Source organism: Bradyrhizobium sp. BWC-3-1, assembly GCF_032917965.1.
Lineage (GTDB): Bacteria > Pseudomonadota > Alphaproteobacteria > Rhizobiales > Xanthobacteraceae > Bradyrhizobium > Bradyrhizobium canariense_D.
Genome location: NZ_CP136625.1, coordinates 7139433 through 7155003, shown reverse-complemented (window position 1 = coordinate 7155003; position 15571 = coordinate 7139433). Strand labels below are relative to the sequence as shown.

General features: G+C 60.1%; 14 protein-coding genes and 5 pseudogenes. 8 read left to right on the top strand and 11 right to left on the bottom strand.

The window, feature by feature from the left end; genetic code table 11:
• Positions 1 to 31: 31 nt before the first annotated feature.
• From RX329_RS34495 to RX329_RS34460, 8 genes and pseudogenes are all read right to left on the bottom strand, one after another.
• Entirely contained in the window at positions 32 to 154 is a 123-nt protein-coding gene (locus RX329_RS34495; protein ID WP_317244959.1) for a hypothetical protein, read from the bottom strand.
• Positions 138 to 949: pseudogene (locus RX329_RS34490) on the bottom strand (YqaJ viral recombinase family protein). The gene RX329_RS34495 and the pseudogene RX329_RS34490 overlap by 17 nt, the downstream one beginning before the upstream one ends.
• Positions 950 to 1494: 545 nt before the next feature.
• Positions 1495 to 1827 (bottom strand): annotated as a pseudogene (locus RX329_RS34485) (IS66 family transposase); the annotation flags it as partial.
• 244 nt (positions 1828 to 2071) lie between these two features.
• Positions 2072 to 3466: a phage terminase large subunit gene (gene terL / locus RX329_RS34480; RefSeq protein WP_317244958.1), complete on the bottom strand. Its 1395-nt coding sequence runs from the start codon at positions 3464 to 3466 to the stop codon at positions 2072 to 2074.
• An 84-nt stretch (positions 3467 to 3550) separates the two neighbouring features.
• Complete coding sequence (locus RX329_RS34475) at positions 3551 to 3796, bottom strand: DUF5681 domain-containing protein (protein ID WP_317244957.1); 246 nt, start codon at positions 3794 to 3796, stop codon at positions 3551 to 3553.
• Between the two features lie 8 nt (positions 3797 to 3804).
• Positions 3805 to 3924 (bottom strand): DUF5681 domain-containing protein, encoded by a 120-nt coding sequence (locus RX329_RS34470; RefSeq protein WP_317244956.1) that lies wholly within the window; start codon positions 3922 to 3924, stop codon positions 3805 to 3807.
• Positions 3917 to 4285: a site-specific DNA-methyltransferase gene (locus RX329_RS34465; protein WP_317246462.1), complete on the bottom strand. Its 369-nt coding sequence runs from the start codon at positions 4283 to 4285 to the stop codon at positions 3917 to 3919. The genes RX329_RS34470 and RX329_RS34465 overlap by 8 nt, the downstream gene beginning before the upstream one ends.
• Positions 4231 to 4872, bottom strand: a complete 642-nt coding sequence (locus RX329_RS34460) for a hypothetical protein (RefSeq protein ID WP_317246499.1) — start codon at positions 4870 to 4872, stop codon at positions 4231 to 4233. Before RX329_RS34460 ends, RX329_RS34465 begins: the two co-directional genes overlap by 55 nt.
• A 1230-nt stretch (positions 4873 to 6102) precedes the next feature.
• Here RX329_RS34460 and RX329_RS34455 point away from each other — a divergent pair.
• The 3 genes and pseudogenes from RX329_RS34455 to RX329_RS34445 form a co-directional block, all read left to right on the top strand.
• Positions 6103 to 6428, top strand: a pseudogene (locus tag RX329_RS34455) (aldose 1-epimerase family protein); the annotation flags it as partial.
• 322 nt (positions 6429 to 6750) lie between these two features.
• Positions 6751 to 7821 (top strand): GDP-mannose 4,6-dehydratase, encoded by a 1071-nt coding sequence (gene gmd, locus RX329_RS34450; RefSeq protein ID WP_317244955.1) that lies wholly within the window; start codon positions 6751 to 6753, stop codon positions 7819 to 7821.
• Positions 7802 to 8743, top strand: a complete 942-nt coding sequence (locus RX329_RS34445) for a GDP-L-fucose synthase family protein (protein WP_317244954.1) — start codon at positions 7802 to 7804, stop codon at positions 8741 to 8743. Before gmd ends, RX329_RS34445 begins: the two co-directional genes overlap by 20 nt.
• A 631-nt stretch (positions 8744 to 9374) precedes the next feature.
• Here RX329_RS34445 and RX329_RS34440 read toward each other — a convergent pair.
• Complete coding sequence (locus RX329_RS34440) at positions 9375 to 9578, bottom strand: hypothetical protein (protein WP_317244953.1); 204 nt, start codon at positions 9576 to 9578, stop codon at positions 9375 to 9377.
• 1235 nt (positions 9579 to 10813) lie between these two features.
• On the opposite strand from RX329_RS34440, the gene RX329_RS34435 reads away from it, so the two are divergent.
• The 3 genes and pseudogenes from RX329_RS34435 to RX329_RS34425 all read left to right on the top strand — a co-directional run.
• Positions 10814 to 11830 carry an NAD-dependent epimerase gene (locus RX329_RS34435; RefSeq protein ID WP_317244952.1) on the top strand — a complete coding sequence of 339 codons (1017 nt, stop codon included), beginning with the start codon at positions 10814 to 10816 and terminating at the stop codon, positions 11828 to 11830.
• Between the two features lie 51 nt (positions 11831 to 11881).
• The gene (locus RX329_RS34430; RefSeq protein WP_410706536.1) at positions 11882 to 13267 is read left to right on the top strand and encodes a mannose-1-phosphate guanylyltransferase/mannose-6-phosphate isomerase; all 1386 of its coding nucleotides are present in this window, start codon (positions 11882 to 11884) and stop codon (positions 13265 to 13267) included.
• Positions 13268 to 13441: 174 nt separating this feature from the next.
• Positions 13442 to 14022: pseudogene (locus RX329_RS34425) on the top strand (UDP binding domain-containing protein); the annotation flags it as partial.
• On the opposite strand, the gene RX329_RS34420 reads toward RX329_RS34425, so the two are convergent.
• On the bottom strand, positions 14019 to 14252 hold the full coding sequence (locus tag RX329_RS34420; protein WP_317244950.1) for a hypothetical protein: 234 nt from the start codon (positions 14250 to 14252) through the stop codon (positions 14019 to 14021). The pseudogene RX329_RS34425 and the gene RX329_RS34420 sit on opposite strands and share 4 nt — an antisense overlap.
• Before the next feature lie 43 nt (positions 14253 to 14295).
• On the opposite strand from RX329_RS34420, the pseudogene RX329_RS42100 reads away from it, so the two are divergent.
• Positions 14296 to 14413: pseudogene (locus tag RX329_RS42100) on the top strand (hypothetical protein); the annotation flags it as partial.
• A 160-nt stretch (positions 14414 to 14573) separates the two neighbouring features.
• Here the strand turns inward: RX329_RS42100 and RX329_RS34415 are convergent.
• On the bottom strand, positions 14574 to 14840 hold the full coding sequence (locus RX329_RS34415; RefSeq protein ID WP_317244949.1) for a hypothetical protein: 267 nt from the start codon (positions 14838 to 14840) through the stop codon (positions 14574 to 14576).
• A gap of 523 nt (positions 14841 to 15363) precedes the next feature.
• Between RX329_RS34415 and RX329_RS34410 the strand changes: the two genes are divergently transcribed.
• On the top strand, positions 15364 to 15495 hold the full coding sequence (locus RX329_RS34410) for a hypothetical protein (RefSeq protein ID WP_317244948.1): 132 nt from the start codon (positions 15364 to 15366) through the stop codon (positions 15493 to 15495).
• Positions 15496 to 15571 lie beyond the last annotated feature (76 nt).

Sequence of the window (15571 nt, the reverse complement as noted above, 5' to 3'; positions counted from 1 at the left end):
CGCCAGCGAGGCGTAGCGAAAAATCCGGTCGTCATCGCGTCAGAAACGGCGAGCGGATCTGAGCTGTCAGGGTTTTCTCCGGGTTGATCAGCTCGGCCTGGGCACGGGCCAATGCGGCGGCGATCTGCCCGATATGCTCACTGGCCTGATGCATGGACGCTCTCCATCTCAACCGGATCAAAGCTGATCGCGCCGGATTTGGCGCGCTTGGCGCGAAGCTCGGCCTTGACCAGTTCGTGCTCGCCATGGGCGGTGCGGGTGCGCAAATAGGTCGCCGCGCACTCGGCCCACAGATTGGACGCGGTCATGTCGACGACCTTGACCGCGGCCAGCCGCGGCCGCGGCGGCTCGATCCCGAACAGGAGCGGCGGCTCGCCGCTCTGCACGCAGCGCCAGAACTTTTTTCCGCCGTGAGCAGCAAATGCTGGTAGAGCGGATCGGCATGCAGGGTGAGCTCGACCCATTTGCCGCCGCCGGTGATGATCGACAGCACAGCGGAGCGGGCGGCGACCACCCACATGTTGTGCTGCAGCTGCGCCATATGCTTGTCGGCCGCGGCCTCCTCGGTAAACGCCCAGGGCAGCATGAACTTGGCCTCGAACACCGCGCCGGTTTCGGCGACGATGCCGTCGAGCGTGGCCGCCATCCAGCGATGGACCGGATGCCGCACCCGCTTCTGAATGTCGATAACGGTCTGACCCGACGCGCGCTGATACCAGGTCCGGTTGAGGTCCTCGGTGACGGTGCCGAGCTGCACGATCAGGTTGTGCGCAAGATCTTGCGGCGCGATCTCGCCGCGCTTTTCGCGCCACAGACGCGTGAGATCGTCCTGATCATTGCCCATGATGATGCGGGCATCGGAGCCGCCGATAAAGGCGCGCCGGTCAATGGGGTCGAACTTGATGACGTGATGTGGCGCCTCGGCGCCATGGGCTGCGATCGTGGCCACCGGTATCTCCTTAAGGACTGAGGCGGCTTGCTGCCGCACCACCAAAAGCCCCGCCATCGCGAGGGGAGATACCGGGGCCTTCATGCGCCCAGTCCGACTCAGTAACCCTCCTTTTGCGTGGGAATGCCAGTGCTTTCTGCAGCAAGATTCTTGCTCTTTTCGGCTGTTAAATCCTTGATACCACGGCGCTTTGGAGCAAGCCTTGGAGCCGGAGACCGGAAGTTAGGACTCGCGAGGATGGCGTCCAACCGACAAATCGAAGCCAATCGCGCCAACGCCAGGCGCAGCTCGGGGGCACGGCAAAGCCAGCTCCAGCTAGCGACTGATCGGCCAGGCCATGTTGGCGCGCTCGGATGCACCGGTCATGGACGTCGCGCGGCGGCTCGACACGCTTGAGCGCAACCAGGACCGCGCGTTGATCGCGGAGGCGCGCTTCGCTCGTTAAAGCCAGAGTGAGGATGAAAATGCGAAAACGCGACTGGCTTCATTCTAGAAAATACGTGCCGGCCGACCCGTTTCGGGAAAGTGTCCTTCTCAGGGAGCGCTTGTGCGCGGTAGGCCCACGGCAGTAGCTGGTCGATGTCGCGTTTTGGATGCCCGTTGACGATCCTGATCAGGGCGTCGGTGAGCTAGGTGAGCGGATCGACGTCGTTGAGCTTGCAAGTCTCGACCAGAGCCCAGTGTTCGGCACCGCCGTCGGATCCGGCAAACAGCGCATTCTTGCGACTGAGCTTGATACGACTGATTGATCGTTCGACGGTATTGTTGTCCAGTTCGACGCGGGCCGTCATCGATGAATGGCGTTAAGCTTGCCAGCGCGAGAGAGCATAGTGAATGGGCTCGGGGAGCTTGATCTTCTGAATGATGAGAGGCAGCATGACGCGCGTCTGCTGCCCACGAGGCGACGCTCCTCGCCGCGTATTTGGCCGGTGATGCGGCCAGCGGCCATTGATAGGCTGGTCTGCGCCAAGTATCCGCGCGTCCACGGCACGACCGCGTCCGCGCACCTGCTCGACAATGCGCGCCGCGGTGTGGCTACGAATCAGTACCGTTCCCTCTCGACCGAAGAAGCACAAGCTCGACCTGGTGCTTGCGTGAGGATGCATAGCACAAGCGTGCGCGCTATCTCAACCAATGAACTATCTCAGTTGCCGAAGGAGCGCCAAGCCTTGCCTGCGATCCGCTCGATCCATTCGGCGCAGCGTCCCAGTCTGCCTCAAAGGTAGTGCGTTGCTCGGCTTGCGTGCGCCAGGTCAGAAATTGGGATAACGCATCCATCATGTCATCGGTCTTGCCGAACGGAAACGAGACATATTCCAGCATGAAATCGTCGAGCCAGTGGGCTGTTCGGGGCACGATGAGGGAGCCGGCCTGCAGCTTTGCGGTCTCGCCGCTCATACGCGACCGCTTGTCTCTGGTCGGCTTGATCGCAACCAAGCCTTGCAACCCGAGCCGCTTGAGCTCGCTGATTAATGGAGATCCCATGGCGGTATCTTCGATGAGCACGGCACGCGGTCGGTATTTGGCCGATAAGCCCAGCATTATTTGGCAAAGCGCGTGGAACTCAACCTTCCCTCGCCAAAGATCAATCACATAGTACTGGTTCCGATTGCGGACCAGAAATGCCAAGCAGGTCGAGTAATTGCTGTTTTCGCCGGCCTTCGCTGCCGTATCACAGGAGAGCACGATTTCGTCCCCAGACTGGCGAGGCGGAAGGATGTCATACGATTGAAGCCATTCCCGTTTGAGGTCATTGCCTTCGTCTGGAGCCGGGTCTTGAAGGTATTGTGTTTGAAACACCGCTGCTCCCACTTGGCTTTTGATGTCCGCCAAGATGTTGAGGGATTCTCGTCTCTGCAGCGGCTCTCCTTGCCGCCAAAAGAAGGCTCTGTTTTGCAGCTGGATCCAGCGGTCCTCCGGCGCAATCCCCGGGAGAGTAAGACGTTCCCAACCCTCCCTTTCAATGAGATGACCGGTTAAGTCGTGCTGATGTAAGCGCTGCATCACGACGATGATGCTACCCTTAGCCTTGTCGTTCAGGCGCGACATGAGCGAGCAATCAAACCACTCGTTGCAACTCTTGAGCGACGCATCGGAAACCGCGCCGATAGCATTCAACGGATCGTCAACGATGATGGTGTCGGCGCCAAGTCCGGTGAGGGTACCGCCGACGGACATTGCAAGGCGATAACCACCCTTCGTTGTTCCGAGCTCATCCTCGGTGCTCTTCTCGAGACGTGTTGGAAATAGCTCACGATACCAGGTCGCTTCCATAATTCGGCGGCAGTCAGCTGAATGCTTGTTCGCTAACTTTTCGGAATAGCTGGCGCAGATGAACTTCTGAGTAGGCTCTTGGCCGAGTCTGTAGGCGGGCCACGCCACTGAGACGAGGAACGACTTCAGCGAGCGGGGCGGCGCGTTAATGATCTGTCGGGTTGCGCATCTAACGCTCGTATCTAATCTGAGGGCGATTACCTCATGAAACCATTCCTGCGTATATTCGTCATTGGGAGACAAAACAGAAAAGCCTTCCTGCTGAATGCAGGAAAGTCAGAACGGAAGATCGCATCGCGTTGAGCTCTGGTGCAGCTCGGCATTTTATCAATCCTCGTGTTGGGATTGGCGGCGTAGGAAATCTGCGATAATCTCTTGGTCATGCGCAGTGACGATAGCGCTCTCGCCATTGGACTGTTCCATTGGCTCGAACTTCATGATCATGCTGAAGAGTTGCGTGCAGGCCTTGGTGTCGCCCTTTGCCGCCCGCTCGAACAGTCTGAGGAGTACAAGCTCCTGCCGAGTCACCAACCGTTGTTGGCCGTCTTCGCGAATCTGGACGCGCCTTTTCATGATGCTGGTTAGGTCCGTCCGAGATTGGGCGAGCCCTTTGGCCGCCCTCTCGGATTGCCTGAGCGTCCGGGTTTAAACCGGCCCGAAAGTGGTGGGCGGCCGTATCCTCCCTCTTGATCGTCAGTCACGGCCGTCTCCTTCACGAGAGGGACCAGGCAGCAGGAGCGGCGGCGAGTACGACAAGGCGGCTGACGCCGCTTCTCGCTCGGCAAAGCTACGGCCAGTGCTGAGGCAGATCGCAACCTGGCCGGTGTGGTTTTGCCAGCGGCGTACAATGGCATCGCAATACAGCGGGTCGATCTCCAAGAGAGCGGCGCGGCGGCCCGTCCTCTCTGCGGCGATCACGGTGGTTCCCGATCCTGCGAAAGGATCCAAGACAAGATCGTCCCGCGCTGTGCAGTCCTTGATCACGTCGGCAACCAAGGCGACCGGCTTCACCGTGGGGGGCAAAGCCAGCAGCTCGTCCCGCTGTCGGCCGAAGCTATTGATGCCCTGGTAGGTCCACAGATTGGTTCGATTGCGGCCGGGGCGCCGAGCTGAATGTTGTTGATATGCGGCGCCGAGCCGTTCTTGAATACATGAACGAACTCGTGTTGGGACCGGTAGAACGAGCCCATGCCGGCGTTGGTTTTCGCCCAGACACAGGTGTTCTTGTGCTCGGCATAAACACATCGTGCGGCCGTCAATAGCTCGAACGTATGCAGCCAATTCATAAACACGTAGTGCAGCGAGCCATCAACGCTGTGTGCGACGCAGAGTGCGAATGTCGTAGTCAAAAACGCGGTGAACTGTTGCGGCGTCATTTCGCCCGAGGCCATCGCGAACTCGCGGTGCTTGATGCCGCCGCGGCCGCCAACATGGCCGTGGATGGGCACGTTGTAGGGCGGATCGGCGATCACCGCGCGTGCGTGCTGATCGTCCAACACCGTCTTATAGGCTTGTTCGTCCCGGGCATCGCCGCAGATGAGCCGATTCTTGCCAAGTCTCCAGCGATCGCCTCGCCTACTTACCGCGGGCACCGCAGGCCCAAGCTGCGGCAGGAGGTCGTCGTCCGTGGGGTGCTGGTCCAGAATCACATCGATTTCTGCTGTGTCAATCCGATCGCGTCGAAATCGAAATTCAGATCGACAAGATCCTGCACCTCCTCTCTGAGGACTTGCAGGTCCCAGGTGCCGTTGGAGGCGATTTTGTTGTCGGCAAGGGCGAAAGCTCGTTTCTCCGCCGGTGACAGGTGCCGAATAATGACGGCCGGTAGTTCCGGTATCCCGAGTTGCTCGGCAGCGGTGACGACCGCGTTGCCGTAGATTACCTTGCTTCGTCGACCCCGATCGGTCTATTCACTCCAAACGCAATCATGCTCTTTGAAAGTTGCGCGATCTGCTCCTGCGGATGGTGGCGAGGATTGCGCGCGTTTTTCGTCAGCATCTGCACGGGAATGTACAGGAAGGTTAGTCTATGGGAATTCGATCCTTCGATAGACATGACAGCTCCGGCTGAAAAATGTGCCCTACAGAACCGGAATATTGCCTCTATAACAGAAGGGATCTGGCTATCAGGGCCGAGGACTGAGCTGGACGGCCGAATGCAGCGTCAAAGTCGACAAAACATGATGCCTACATAGGCTCGACCCAAGGACGGTCTCGGCTTCGAAATCGGGTTTGAGCCGGTGGCCTTCAACGCTCGCTTGCGACTGGACTAAGTCCCACAGGCTCGGGAATTTCAGGCTTGCCGCCGTGCTCGTCGAGAATTTCGCGCCACTCCAGGGCAGGGTTCAGCATTCGCGAAGATATTAAGCAGAACTACCCACGTTGGGCTCTGCGACTGGGCTCGTTCTTACAGAACAACGCATGGCTCAAGCCGGTGCTTTTCGTGAGCGCTCCTAGCCTGGACGGCCGAATCCGCAATTATTGCGGCTTCGAAGCTTCCGAGCGGCGACTATGTGCGCCGCCTCAAGCCAAAGTTTCTCTCGTGCTTGGCACGGCTGTCCCCAACAGGCACGTCTGCGATCCAGCCGGCCTCCGGCCAGATCTCCCCGGTGCCGATGTTTTGTCACAAGAACCATGGGCCCCAGCGGGCGCCTTGGCGTTTCCCTGTTTCGCTTGAATTATCTCTGTTCTCCACGGCAAATTTCCCTGTTCCAATTATTAGCGCTTCGCGGCTGAGAATCCCCGGATATCAAGGCCTTCCGGCATTTTCTTTGCGACCATTGCCCTGGTGCTCGGTGCATTTCCCTGTAGAAATCCCTGTTAGCAGGCAATCGGGATCAAAGCCCGCTTTTTGAAAGGCTTGCCGCTATGGAGATGGTCATGACAGACGACACCCACACGCTCCGCAGTGGCGGGCTCACCGCGACCATCAAGGCGCACGGGGCCGAGATATCTTCACTCAAGCACAAGGACGGCACTGAGTTCGTCTGGCAGGCGGGTCCCGCCTGGACGCGCCATGCACCGTTATTGTTTCGATCGTCGGGCATCTCGCCAATGACGAAATGGGGTACCGGAGCAAGACGTACGGATGACCCAGCATGGGCTTTGCGCGCGACAGCCGTTTTGCCTGGGCGGAGCGTGGCGAGAGCCGTTGCGCGCTCGCGCTTGAGGACAGCGACGCGACGCGCGCGCTCTATCCGTTTGCCCATGACGAATGCGCGTCCGGGGCAAGACGACCGGTTTCCCGCACGACTTGCCAACCAGCGGCTCTGCATCCACAGAACGTAGCCAAAGCCACTGCGCGCCGTTGGCCTCGCGCCTTCAATCCCCTTCGCAGACGGCCGTGGCCGTATCGTCGAATGGTATCAAAAGTATTACCAAAGGATGTGATCGCCCGATCGGACGCATGCCAGTCGTCCGGAAAGGACCTGTTTCTGCCATTTTCCGTTGCCGCTGAGCTTGTCAGGGAGAGCAACGATGGTTATCCCGTTTGCCAGACTTCTTTGACCTCTGACAAGGTGCACAGCCATGCGTGAGCGGATCGCTCTGATCACCGGCGTGACCGGGCAGGACGGGGCCTATCTTGCTGAATACCTGCTGTCGCTCGGCTACGTCGTGCACGGCATCAAGCGGCGTTCGTCCTCGTTCAACACCGCGCGGGTCGATCATCTCTACCAGGACCCTCATGTCGGCAACGTGCCGTTCCTGATGCACTACGGCGACATGACGGACTCGAGCAATCTGATCCGCCTGGTGCAGCAGATCCGGCCGACCGAGATCTACAATCTCGCCGCCCAGAGCCACGTCGCCGTCAGCTTCGAGAGCCCGGAATACACGGCCAATGCCGACGGCATCGGCGTACTCCGCCTGCTGGAAGCGATCCGCATCCTCGGCATGGAGAAGGAGACGCGGTTCTACCAGGCGTCGACTTCGGAGCTCTACGGCCTCGTCCAGGAGATCCCGCAAAAGGAGACGACGCCGTTCTATCCGCGCTCGCCCTACGGCGTGGCAAAACTCTACGGCTACTGGATCACGGTGAACTACCGCGAAGCCTATGGCATGTTCGCGAGCAACGGCATCCTGTTCAATCACGAGAGCCCGATCCGCGGCGAGACGTTTGTGACCCGCAAGATCACGCGCGCCGTCGCCCGTATCGAGGTCGGGCTGGAGGAGACGCTCTATCTCGGCAATCTCGAAGCCAAGCGCGACTGGGGCCACGCGCGCGACTACGTCGAGGGCATGCACAAGATCATGCAAGCCGACAAGCCCGACGATTTCGTGCTCGCCACCGGCGAGATGCACTCGGTGCGCGAGATGGTTGAGCTATCGTTCGCCCAGCTCGGCCGCCGCATCGCATGGCGCGGGGCAGGCGTCGAGGAGACCGGCGTCGATATCAAGGCGGGCAAGACGGTGGTGAAGATCGATCCGACCTATTTCCGCCCCACCGAGGTCGATCTCCTCGTCGGCGACGCCAGCAAGGCGCGCGAGGTGCTCGGCTGGACGCCAAAGCGGAGCTTTGCAGAGCTCGTCGCGGAGATGATGGCGAGCGATCTGGCGGTAGCAAAACGGGACGCGACGAGTGGCAAACGCTCCGTTTGAGCTGACAGGCAAAAGTGTCTACGTAGCAGGCCATCGCGGCATGGTCGGCAGCGCGCTTGCGCGCCGGCTCGAACGGGAGGACGTCAGGCTCGTCACCGTGGACCGGGGCGAGGTTGATCTGTGCAACCAGGCCGCAGTGTTCGACTGGTTCGCGAGGACGCGACCGCAGGTGATCTTCCTCGCCGCGGCAAAGGTCGGCGGCATCGTCGCCAACAATACGCTGCGCGCCGAGTTCATCTACGACAACATCGCGATCGCGGCGAACGTGATCCAGGCCGCGCATCGGAACGGCGCCGAGAAGCTGATGTTCTTGGGGTCGTCCTGCATCTACCCGAAGCTGGCGGCGCAGCCGTTGCGCGAAGATTGCGTGCTGACCGGCCCGCTCGAGCCGACCAACGAGCCCTATGCAATTGCAAAAATCGCCGGCATCAAGATGGCCGAGGCCTATCGCAGCCAGTATGGCAGCGACTTCATCAGCGTAATGCCGACCAATCTATACGGCCCCGGCGACAATTATCACCCCGAAATGAGCCACGTGGTCGCCGCGCTAATCCGCCGCTTCCACGAGGCCAAGGTGTCGGGTGCGAAGCGTGTCATTGTGTGGGGCACCGGCACGCCGCGGCGCGAGTTCCTTTATGTCGACGACATGGCCGATGCCTGCGTGCATCTGATGAAGACCTATTCGAGTCCCGAGCTGGTCAATATCGGCACGGGCGAGGACATCACCATCGCCGACTTCGCCCGGGTCGTCGCCGAAACCGTCGGTTACGACGGCGAGATCAGTTTCGACAGCTCGCGGCCCGACGGCACGCCGCGTAAGCTGCTTGACGTCAGCCGGCTCGAAGGGCTCGGCTGGCGCGCGACGACCTCACTTGATGATGGCTTGAAGCGCGCATACGCCGCATACCTGGCGGATTTGTAGGCTCCAGAGAGCGGCCAAGGCCTATCGTCCCGGCTCATGCCGCCCGCGGTCTTCTCTGCGGCATCAGTGATGCGGTTCTGCGATTTTGCTTCAATGCGCTCCGACAGTTCCAGCGAGCGACGGCGATCCGTCGGTCAGAACATCTCGCGCCGTGAGCATGATAATTTTTAGCTCGTCTTCCGAGGACCATCGGTCGGGGGATTTGTCCGTGCCTCGGCGCGCCACTTCTGCCGGCAAGCCTACAAGGGATGTGCGTGTCAGTGCATCGGCTAAACCTACGGAGAATGACCGCGTATACCCCAGAACGATGTGATCGGATGAACCCTGCGATTCGCAAATGCTATCCACCATGCTAATCAAGAATGCAGGCGACCAGGAAGCGAACTGGATGCCAAGCAATCCACCCGATCGCCCCCAACCAAACAATCGTAGCCAGGGCGGCTACAGCACCGAGGCGAGGGGAAAGACCAGATCGAACAGCCTGCGCGGCTCGTGGGTATCTGCGGTTTGATCCGCGGTTCTATCTGACATTCGGATTTTCTCTGGTCGAGGTCATACCGAATTTCCCGTGTTTCACGAAGCGTTTGCTGAGGTTAACCTGACCAGTAAACCTTAACGGCCACGCCCCTTCTCAAGGGATTTGGCGCTGCACAACAGAATTCTCTGGCAAGTTCGACGAATCATCACCAATTTGGCACTGACTAACGCATGGATGCAGCATGGGCGATGCGCTGCTGATCAGCTTGGCATTGTGGGGCATGACCGTCTGCGCGGCGGTAAAGTTGGTTGCGCTGATGGTGTAACGTTTTGCCGAAGGCGAGGCGAACGTTGGCATCTCACTTCCAGATCGTCCATCGGATCGCTGCGACAAATGCCGGCCGAATTCACCTTACTAGTCATCAGTCGCTCAGCTTTTAGGGCGTGTTTGTGCAGGGGCGTTTCTGGCGCGACCGAACATCAGCCCCAGCAGGTTGGCGCGATTGCGAATTGCCTTCTGTGTTCGATCCAGGGCTGCCGCAACTTCGTTGGCTCGGTAGCCGCGACCGATCATTTCGCGCCCGCCGCTCGTCTTCAGGGGTCCAAAGCTTTATGATCGGATAGCGGTCATTGCTCATCCCGACCTACCTGCTGTTCTCCATCAAATTGCTATTTCCCTGACGGCTACTTTCTTCAAGAGACCGCGGGCCACCTCGCAGGATGGCGGACTCAAAATTGAGCGGGCTTGATGTCGAATGCCCGGTTGCGATCCAATCTGCATTTCAAGCGAACTTACGATGGCAAGGATGTCGTCGAACCCTATGCGATGCTCGATGTGCTTCACACGAAGATAGCTCCATCGGGCACCCTGAGGACGCATTCCCTGAGCGGTCGCGGTGCTCCGACCGACAAAGTCGCACGTCTCCTCAGCACGCGTTGACGCGCGGCGATCCAAGATTGGAGCAACTATTGCAACAGCAGCTTCAGCCTATAGCGAAGCGGTGAATGACTCGATGCCGGCTTGCCTAGGTCGAGCTGCCTCCCGCAGGTTTATCGATTTTCAAAGCTCCTGGCACCCTCATCGAGGTTGGTGCCTGCTGCTTGATATCCCCTATCAGGCGTGTTCATTGCCTCTGTTCTTTTTACCTGTTAGCTATCTTGAAATTCCCTGGTATGTTCCGTGCGCCAGCGTCGTCACTCCCGGTTTTGCGGAGCTTCTCAGGCTTTCGACTTGGAGACGCCCCCAACTGTGTGCCACTTTCACTGCTTATTTCCCTGTTTTAAGGGCACCGCCTCCCGATGCAACATCGGATGAAATGTTGAGCTTGATCGGAACCGAGGTAGGAGCATGATCGGAGGCTATGGATGGGTAAGGATCTTCACTGCTTGCGCAATGGCGGCCATCTGTCCGCCTTCAGTCTAGGGCAAGCGGTGCACTCGATCGTGCTGGTCTCGATCTGGCGCTCACGATAGCCAACACGGGCAAAGCGGCATTCCCAATTCGTTGGCGGTCATTCCGCCTTCAATTGGCCGCTCAAGTGGGTGTTCTGTCTCTCATGTCTTGCTCTGGCATGGCTTCGCGGAATGAACAAAATGACAACTTCACCGCCCGTGGTGGTTACCGGCGCTGCCGGCTTCATCGGCATGCATGTCTGTGAGCGCTTGCTCGCGCGCGGGGAACGGGTTGTCGGCATCGACGCAGTGACCCCTTACTATGATCCGGCGCTCAAGCGCGCTCGCCTCGAGACGCTCAAGCATGATGCTTTCACATTCCACGAGATCGATCTTGCAGACTTCGCTGCGGTGACGCGTGTGTTCGACGAGGTCTCGCCCGACCGCGTGGTGCACCTTGCGGCGCAGCCCGGCGTACGCGCATCGATCGACGATCCCATCACCAGCATCCGCGCCAATTGTGATGGCTTCGTCACCGTGCTCGAAGCGGGCCGGCGCCACGGTCTGGCGCATCTCGTCTACGCCTCGTCGAGCTCCGTGTATGGCGCCAATCGCACCTTGCCGTATTCGACCGAGCATTCGGTCAATCATCCGGTCAGCCTCTATGCCGCGAGCAAGAAGGCCAACGAGCTGATGGCGCACACGTTCGCACATGTTCACAAGCTGCCGGTGACCGGACTTCGCTTCTTCACTGTCTATGGTCCATGGGGCCGGCCTGACATGGCCGCCTGGCTCTTCACGCGCGCGATCTTTGCGGGTGAGCCGATCAAGCTTTTCAATCATGGAAATATGTGGCGCGATTTCACGTATGTCGACGACATCGTCGAGGGCGTGATCCGCACCCTCGATCGTCCCGCGACGCCGAATCCCGCGTGGAACGCGGAGCAGCCGGAAAACTCGTCGAGCTATGCGCCGTATCGCGTCTATAACATCGGCAACAATTGCTCGGTCAATTTGATCGAGTTCGTCGAGACACTGGAGAAGATCATCGGCAAGCCCGCGATCCGCACGCTTTTGCCGATGCAGGCTGGCGACGTCCTCGAGACGCGCGCCGACATTTCGGCCCTGCAACGCGACGTCGGCTTCACGCCCTCGACGCCGCTCGCGGATGGCTTGGGCCGCTTTGTCGAATGGTATCGAAATTATCACCGCGTATAAACCCCTCTCTTGAGTAGCTCACACGTGTCCCAAAAAATTATCCCCCTGATCATGTGCGGCGGTGCCGGAACGCGGCTGTGGCCGGCTTCGCGCGAGGTGCGCCCCAAGCAGTTCCTGCCGCTGTTCGGCACGCGCTCGACCTTCCAGGACACGCTGTTGCGCGTCTCGGAGGCTTCGCTGTTCGATCGCCCGATCGTCATCACCAATGCCTCCTATCGCTTCATGGTGCTGGAGCAGCTCGCCGAAATCGGCATCGAGGCTGACGTGATCCTCGAGCCGATGCGGCGCGATTCCGGCCCGGCGATCGCCGCCGGCGCGGTGTTTGCGCAGAACCGCTCGAGTGAGGCGATCGTGCTCGCGCTCGCCGCCGACCACGTGGTGCAGGACAATGCCGCGTTCGTCGCGGCGTGCCGCCAGGGCCTCACCGCCGCGAGCGCCGGGCGCATCGTCACGTTCGGCGTCAAGCCGGAGCGGCCGGCGACCGAATACGGCTATATCAGCCCGGGCGAGGTCATCTCCGGCGAGGTGCACGCGGTCGCGCGCTTCGTCGAGAAGCCGGATGCGGTGAAGGCAGCCGACTATGTCAATTCCGGCTATCTCTGGAACAGCGGCAATTTCATGTTTCCGGCCAGCGTCCTGCTTGACGAATACCGCAAGGTCGATGCGGCGAGCGTGGAGACCATCTCCAATGCCGTGACCAATGCCGGTCGCGATCTCGGCTTCGTGACGCTGGAGCCCGAGGCGTTCGGCGCGGCCAAGGCGATCTCGATCGACTATGCGGTGATGGAGAAGACCGCGCGCGCAGCGGTCGTGCCGGTGTCGTGCGGCTGGTCCGACGTCGGCTCCTGGCACGCGGTGTGGGAATTGTCGGACAAGGACGCGCAAGGCAATGCCGCGCACGGCGCCGCCGTGTTCGAAGATAGCCGCAACTGCAACGTCACCACCGATGCCGCGCTGGTCGCACTCGAAGGCGTTGACGATCTCATCGTGGTCGCGACCGCGGACGCGGTGCTGGTCTCGCGCCAGAAGGATGCCAACGGGCTGAAGCGGCTGGTCACAAAACTCAAGGCGGTCGCACCGAAGGTCACCGAGGAGCACCTCAAGGTGCATCGGCCCTGGGGCAGCTACCAGTCGGTCGACAATGGCGAGCGCCACCAGGTCAAGCGCATCGTGGTGAAGCCGGGCGGGCGTCTGTCGCTGCAGAAGCACCATCATCGCGCCGAGCACTGGATCGTGGTCCGCGGCACGGCCCGCGTCACCGTCAACGAGACCGTCAAAAGCGTGCACGAGAACGAGTCCATCTACATCCCGATGGGCGCGGTGCACCGGATGGAGAACCCCGGTAAAATCATGCTGGAGCTGATCGAGGTCCAGACGGGAAGCTATCTCGGGGAAGACGACATCATCCGGATTGAAGACGACTATCAGCGCTGCTGACGGGGGTTAAGTCGTTTCGACAGAGCGGGCCCGCCCCTGTGCAGGATACGAACCCGCTGGGTTGGCGTGCATCCCCGGCGCGTTTGTCGCATCGTAAATGTCCGCCGCTGGTTCCGCGCTGGCGGCGATGATTTATTCTCTCGCAGCAGCTTGCCCCAGCGCACGGCATTGGCGGACAACCGCATCGGCGCCAAATTCCTGCATGCCGGCCCGGGCTTCGGCGGCTCGTGCTTTCCGAAGGACACCAAGGCGCTGATCAAGATCGCGCAGGACTACGACGTTAGCTTGCGCATCGTCGAATCCGTGCTCGCGGTTAACGAGAACCGCAAGCGCGCGATGGCGCGAAAAGTGAGCCAGGCGCTCGGCGGCTCGCTGCGCGGCAAGACCATCGCCGTGCTCGGCCTCACCTTCAAGCCTGACACCGACGACATGCGCGATGCGCCGTCGATCCCGCTGGTCACCGGTCTGATCGACATGGGCGCGAAGGTGAAGGCCTTTGATGTCTTCGGCATGGAGCAGGCGAAGGGTGAGTTGCCCAGCATCACCTATTGCGGGGATGCCTATTCCTGCGCGCAAGGCGCCGACGCCATCGTCACCGAATGGGTGCAGTTCCGCGCGCTCGATCTCGACCGGCTGAAGGCGACCATGAGCAGTCCATCATCGTCGACCTCCGCAACGTCTACCGCCCCGAAGACATGGCTGAGGCTGGCTTTGTCTATGAGAGCGTTGGACGTCCGAGCGGGTCGCGCGATTAGGCAATCGTGGGCCGCTCCTTCCCAAGGTGAAACGGGCCTCTTCCCTGCGCTTTCTCCCGCTTTTTATCGATTGTTATCCCGTTTAGCTTGATCCTTTTGAAAACTGATCGCCGGCCATAGCGCTCATGATCGGAACGCGCGCCAAGCAGCGTTTCGTCGCGCCGTTGAGCAATAAAGGCCGCAATGAAGCGGCCGCCGCCCGCTCCATCGAGTCGGTTCAGTACCTCCAAGGCACCGCGGCACTCCCATACGGAGAAGCGCCGCGCCTTCTAGGAATGCCATGCAGCCCTTATGGAGCCGTGGGACGGCCCCGCCGCGATCGCCTTTCACCGATGGCCGCCAGATCGGTGCCACGCTGGACCGCAACGGCCTTCGGCCCGCGCGGTATGTAAAGTTCAGCTGCCAATGGGCGTGGGGCAACGCTCAAATCGTACGGTCGTCATCCTGGGACATGATGGCGGTTCTAGCGAAAGGTCTCAATAAAAGATGGCCGGGTCCCCACACCCAGTTGCGCATGATCTTCATCGCTCGCGCAAGCCGGTCGGCTCCGCTCAAGCCGCCCGATCGAAGCATTCGGCGTCGAGATCTGCGATGACATCCTCGAAAGCAGAGATGGTCTGCTGAATGGCTGCGATCCTCTGAAGCTCGTGGTCGCGGATCGGGTCGATGCCGCTCTGGAGCGCGGCGACCATCTCGCGGCGCCGCTCTTTCAGTTGGAAAGGGGCAAGCCATGGTCGGGTAGATATCTCATCAGGTGTTAGGCGGCGCAGCGGTCGCGACGAAGCGATCCACTGTTGACTCAAATAATAAATTGACATTTAATGTTTAAATATCGAAATAATGGTGAAGTCAAAAGTCGTGCGGCGGTCAAATTCGGAGTAACTCAATTGCGCGTGCTTCCGATCGCTTTAATTGCATTCGGTTTGCACACCGAAGCCCAAGCTCAATACCCGGCAAGGAAAGAGCCAAATCTTGGCAATCCTTGCACATATACCATTCGAGCTTCTGCTTACGAAGTTCCCGTCGACGGCCACCTGTGTTGGCGCGCACCAGCGCCGTATTACTCGGAGTACGCACTGTTGCGCTGCGCGCCACCAAATGGTCTTCAGGAGCTCACCTTGGTAAAGCGTGCGGATTCCCGGTGTAGCCGATACGAGTTACGCCAATAATGGGTGCCGCAGTCACCTGCAACACGCGGTGATAAGGCCGGACGCCAATAGAGCAGTCGGCGCCTGAGCGGCGGCCGTTTGCCGGTACCCTTAGCTGCTTGCACATCATTCCAGAAAGGCAGAAAAAGAGCGGTAAACCGGCTTTCCCTCAGGCCCCTGCTCGAAGTAGCAGTTGAGTCAGCCTCGCAATACTGGCTCCGGCTACGCCTCCCGCGAACTTCTCTCCGGCGTCGGCGATGTGGCCGTGCCGATCTGGCGTCAGATGCTGCAGCAATTCGAGCCCGCTTGCCACGACGAGGACTAAAGTTATGACGCGTAGGAAGTGTTGAGGGTAGGCCATGACAAAGAGTGTGCCAAGCAGGCCATAAGCGATGGACCGC

Coding starts and splice junctions, on each gene's coding strand:
- RX329_RS34440 (WP_317244953.1), bottom strand. CDS start 9,578: ATGCCAACGTTCGCCTCGCCTTCGGCAAAACGTTACACCATCAGCGCA.
- RX329_RS34415 (WP_317244949.1), bottom strand. CDS start 14,840: ATGTCAATTTATTATTTGAGTCAACAGTGGATCGCTTCGTCGCGACCG.
- RX329_RS34430 (WP_410706536.1), top strand. CDS start 11,882: ATGTGCGGCGGTGCCGGAACGCGGCTGTGGCCGGCTTCGCGCGAGGTG.
- gmd (WP_317244955.1), top strand. CDS start 6,751: ATGCGTGAGCGGATCGCTCTGATCACCGGCGTGACCGGGCAGGACGGG.
- RX329_RS34475 (WP_317244957.1), bottom strand. CDS start 3,796: ATGAAAAGGCGCGTCCAGATTCGCGAAGACGGCCAACAACGGTTGGTG.
- RX329_RS34435 (WP_317244952.1), top strand. CDS start 10,814: ATGACAACTTCACCGCCCGTGGTGGTTACCGGCGCTGCCGGCTTCATC.
- RX329_RS34495 (WP_317244959.1), bottom strand. CDS start 154: ATGCATCAGGCCAGTGAGCATATCGGGCAGATCGCCGCCGCATTGGCC.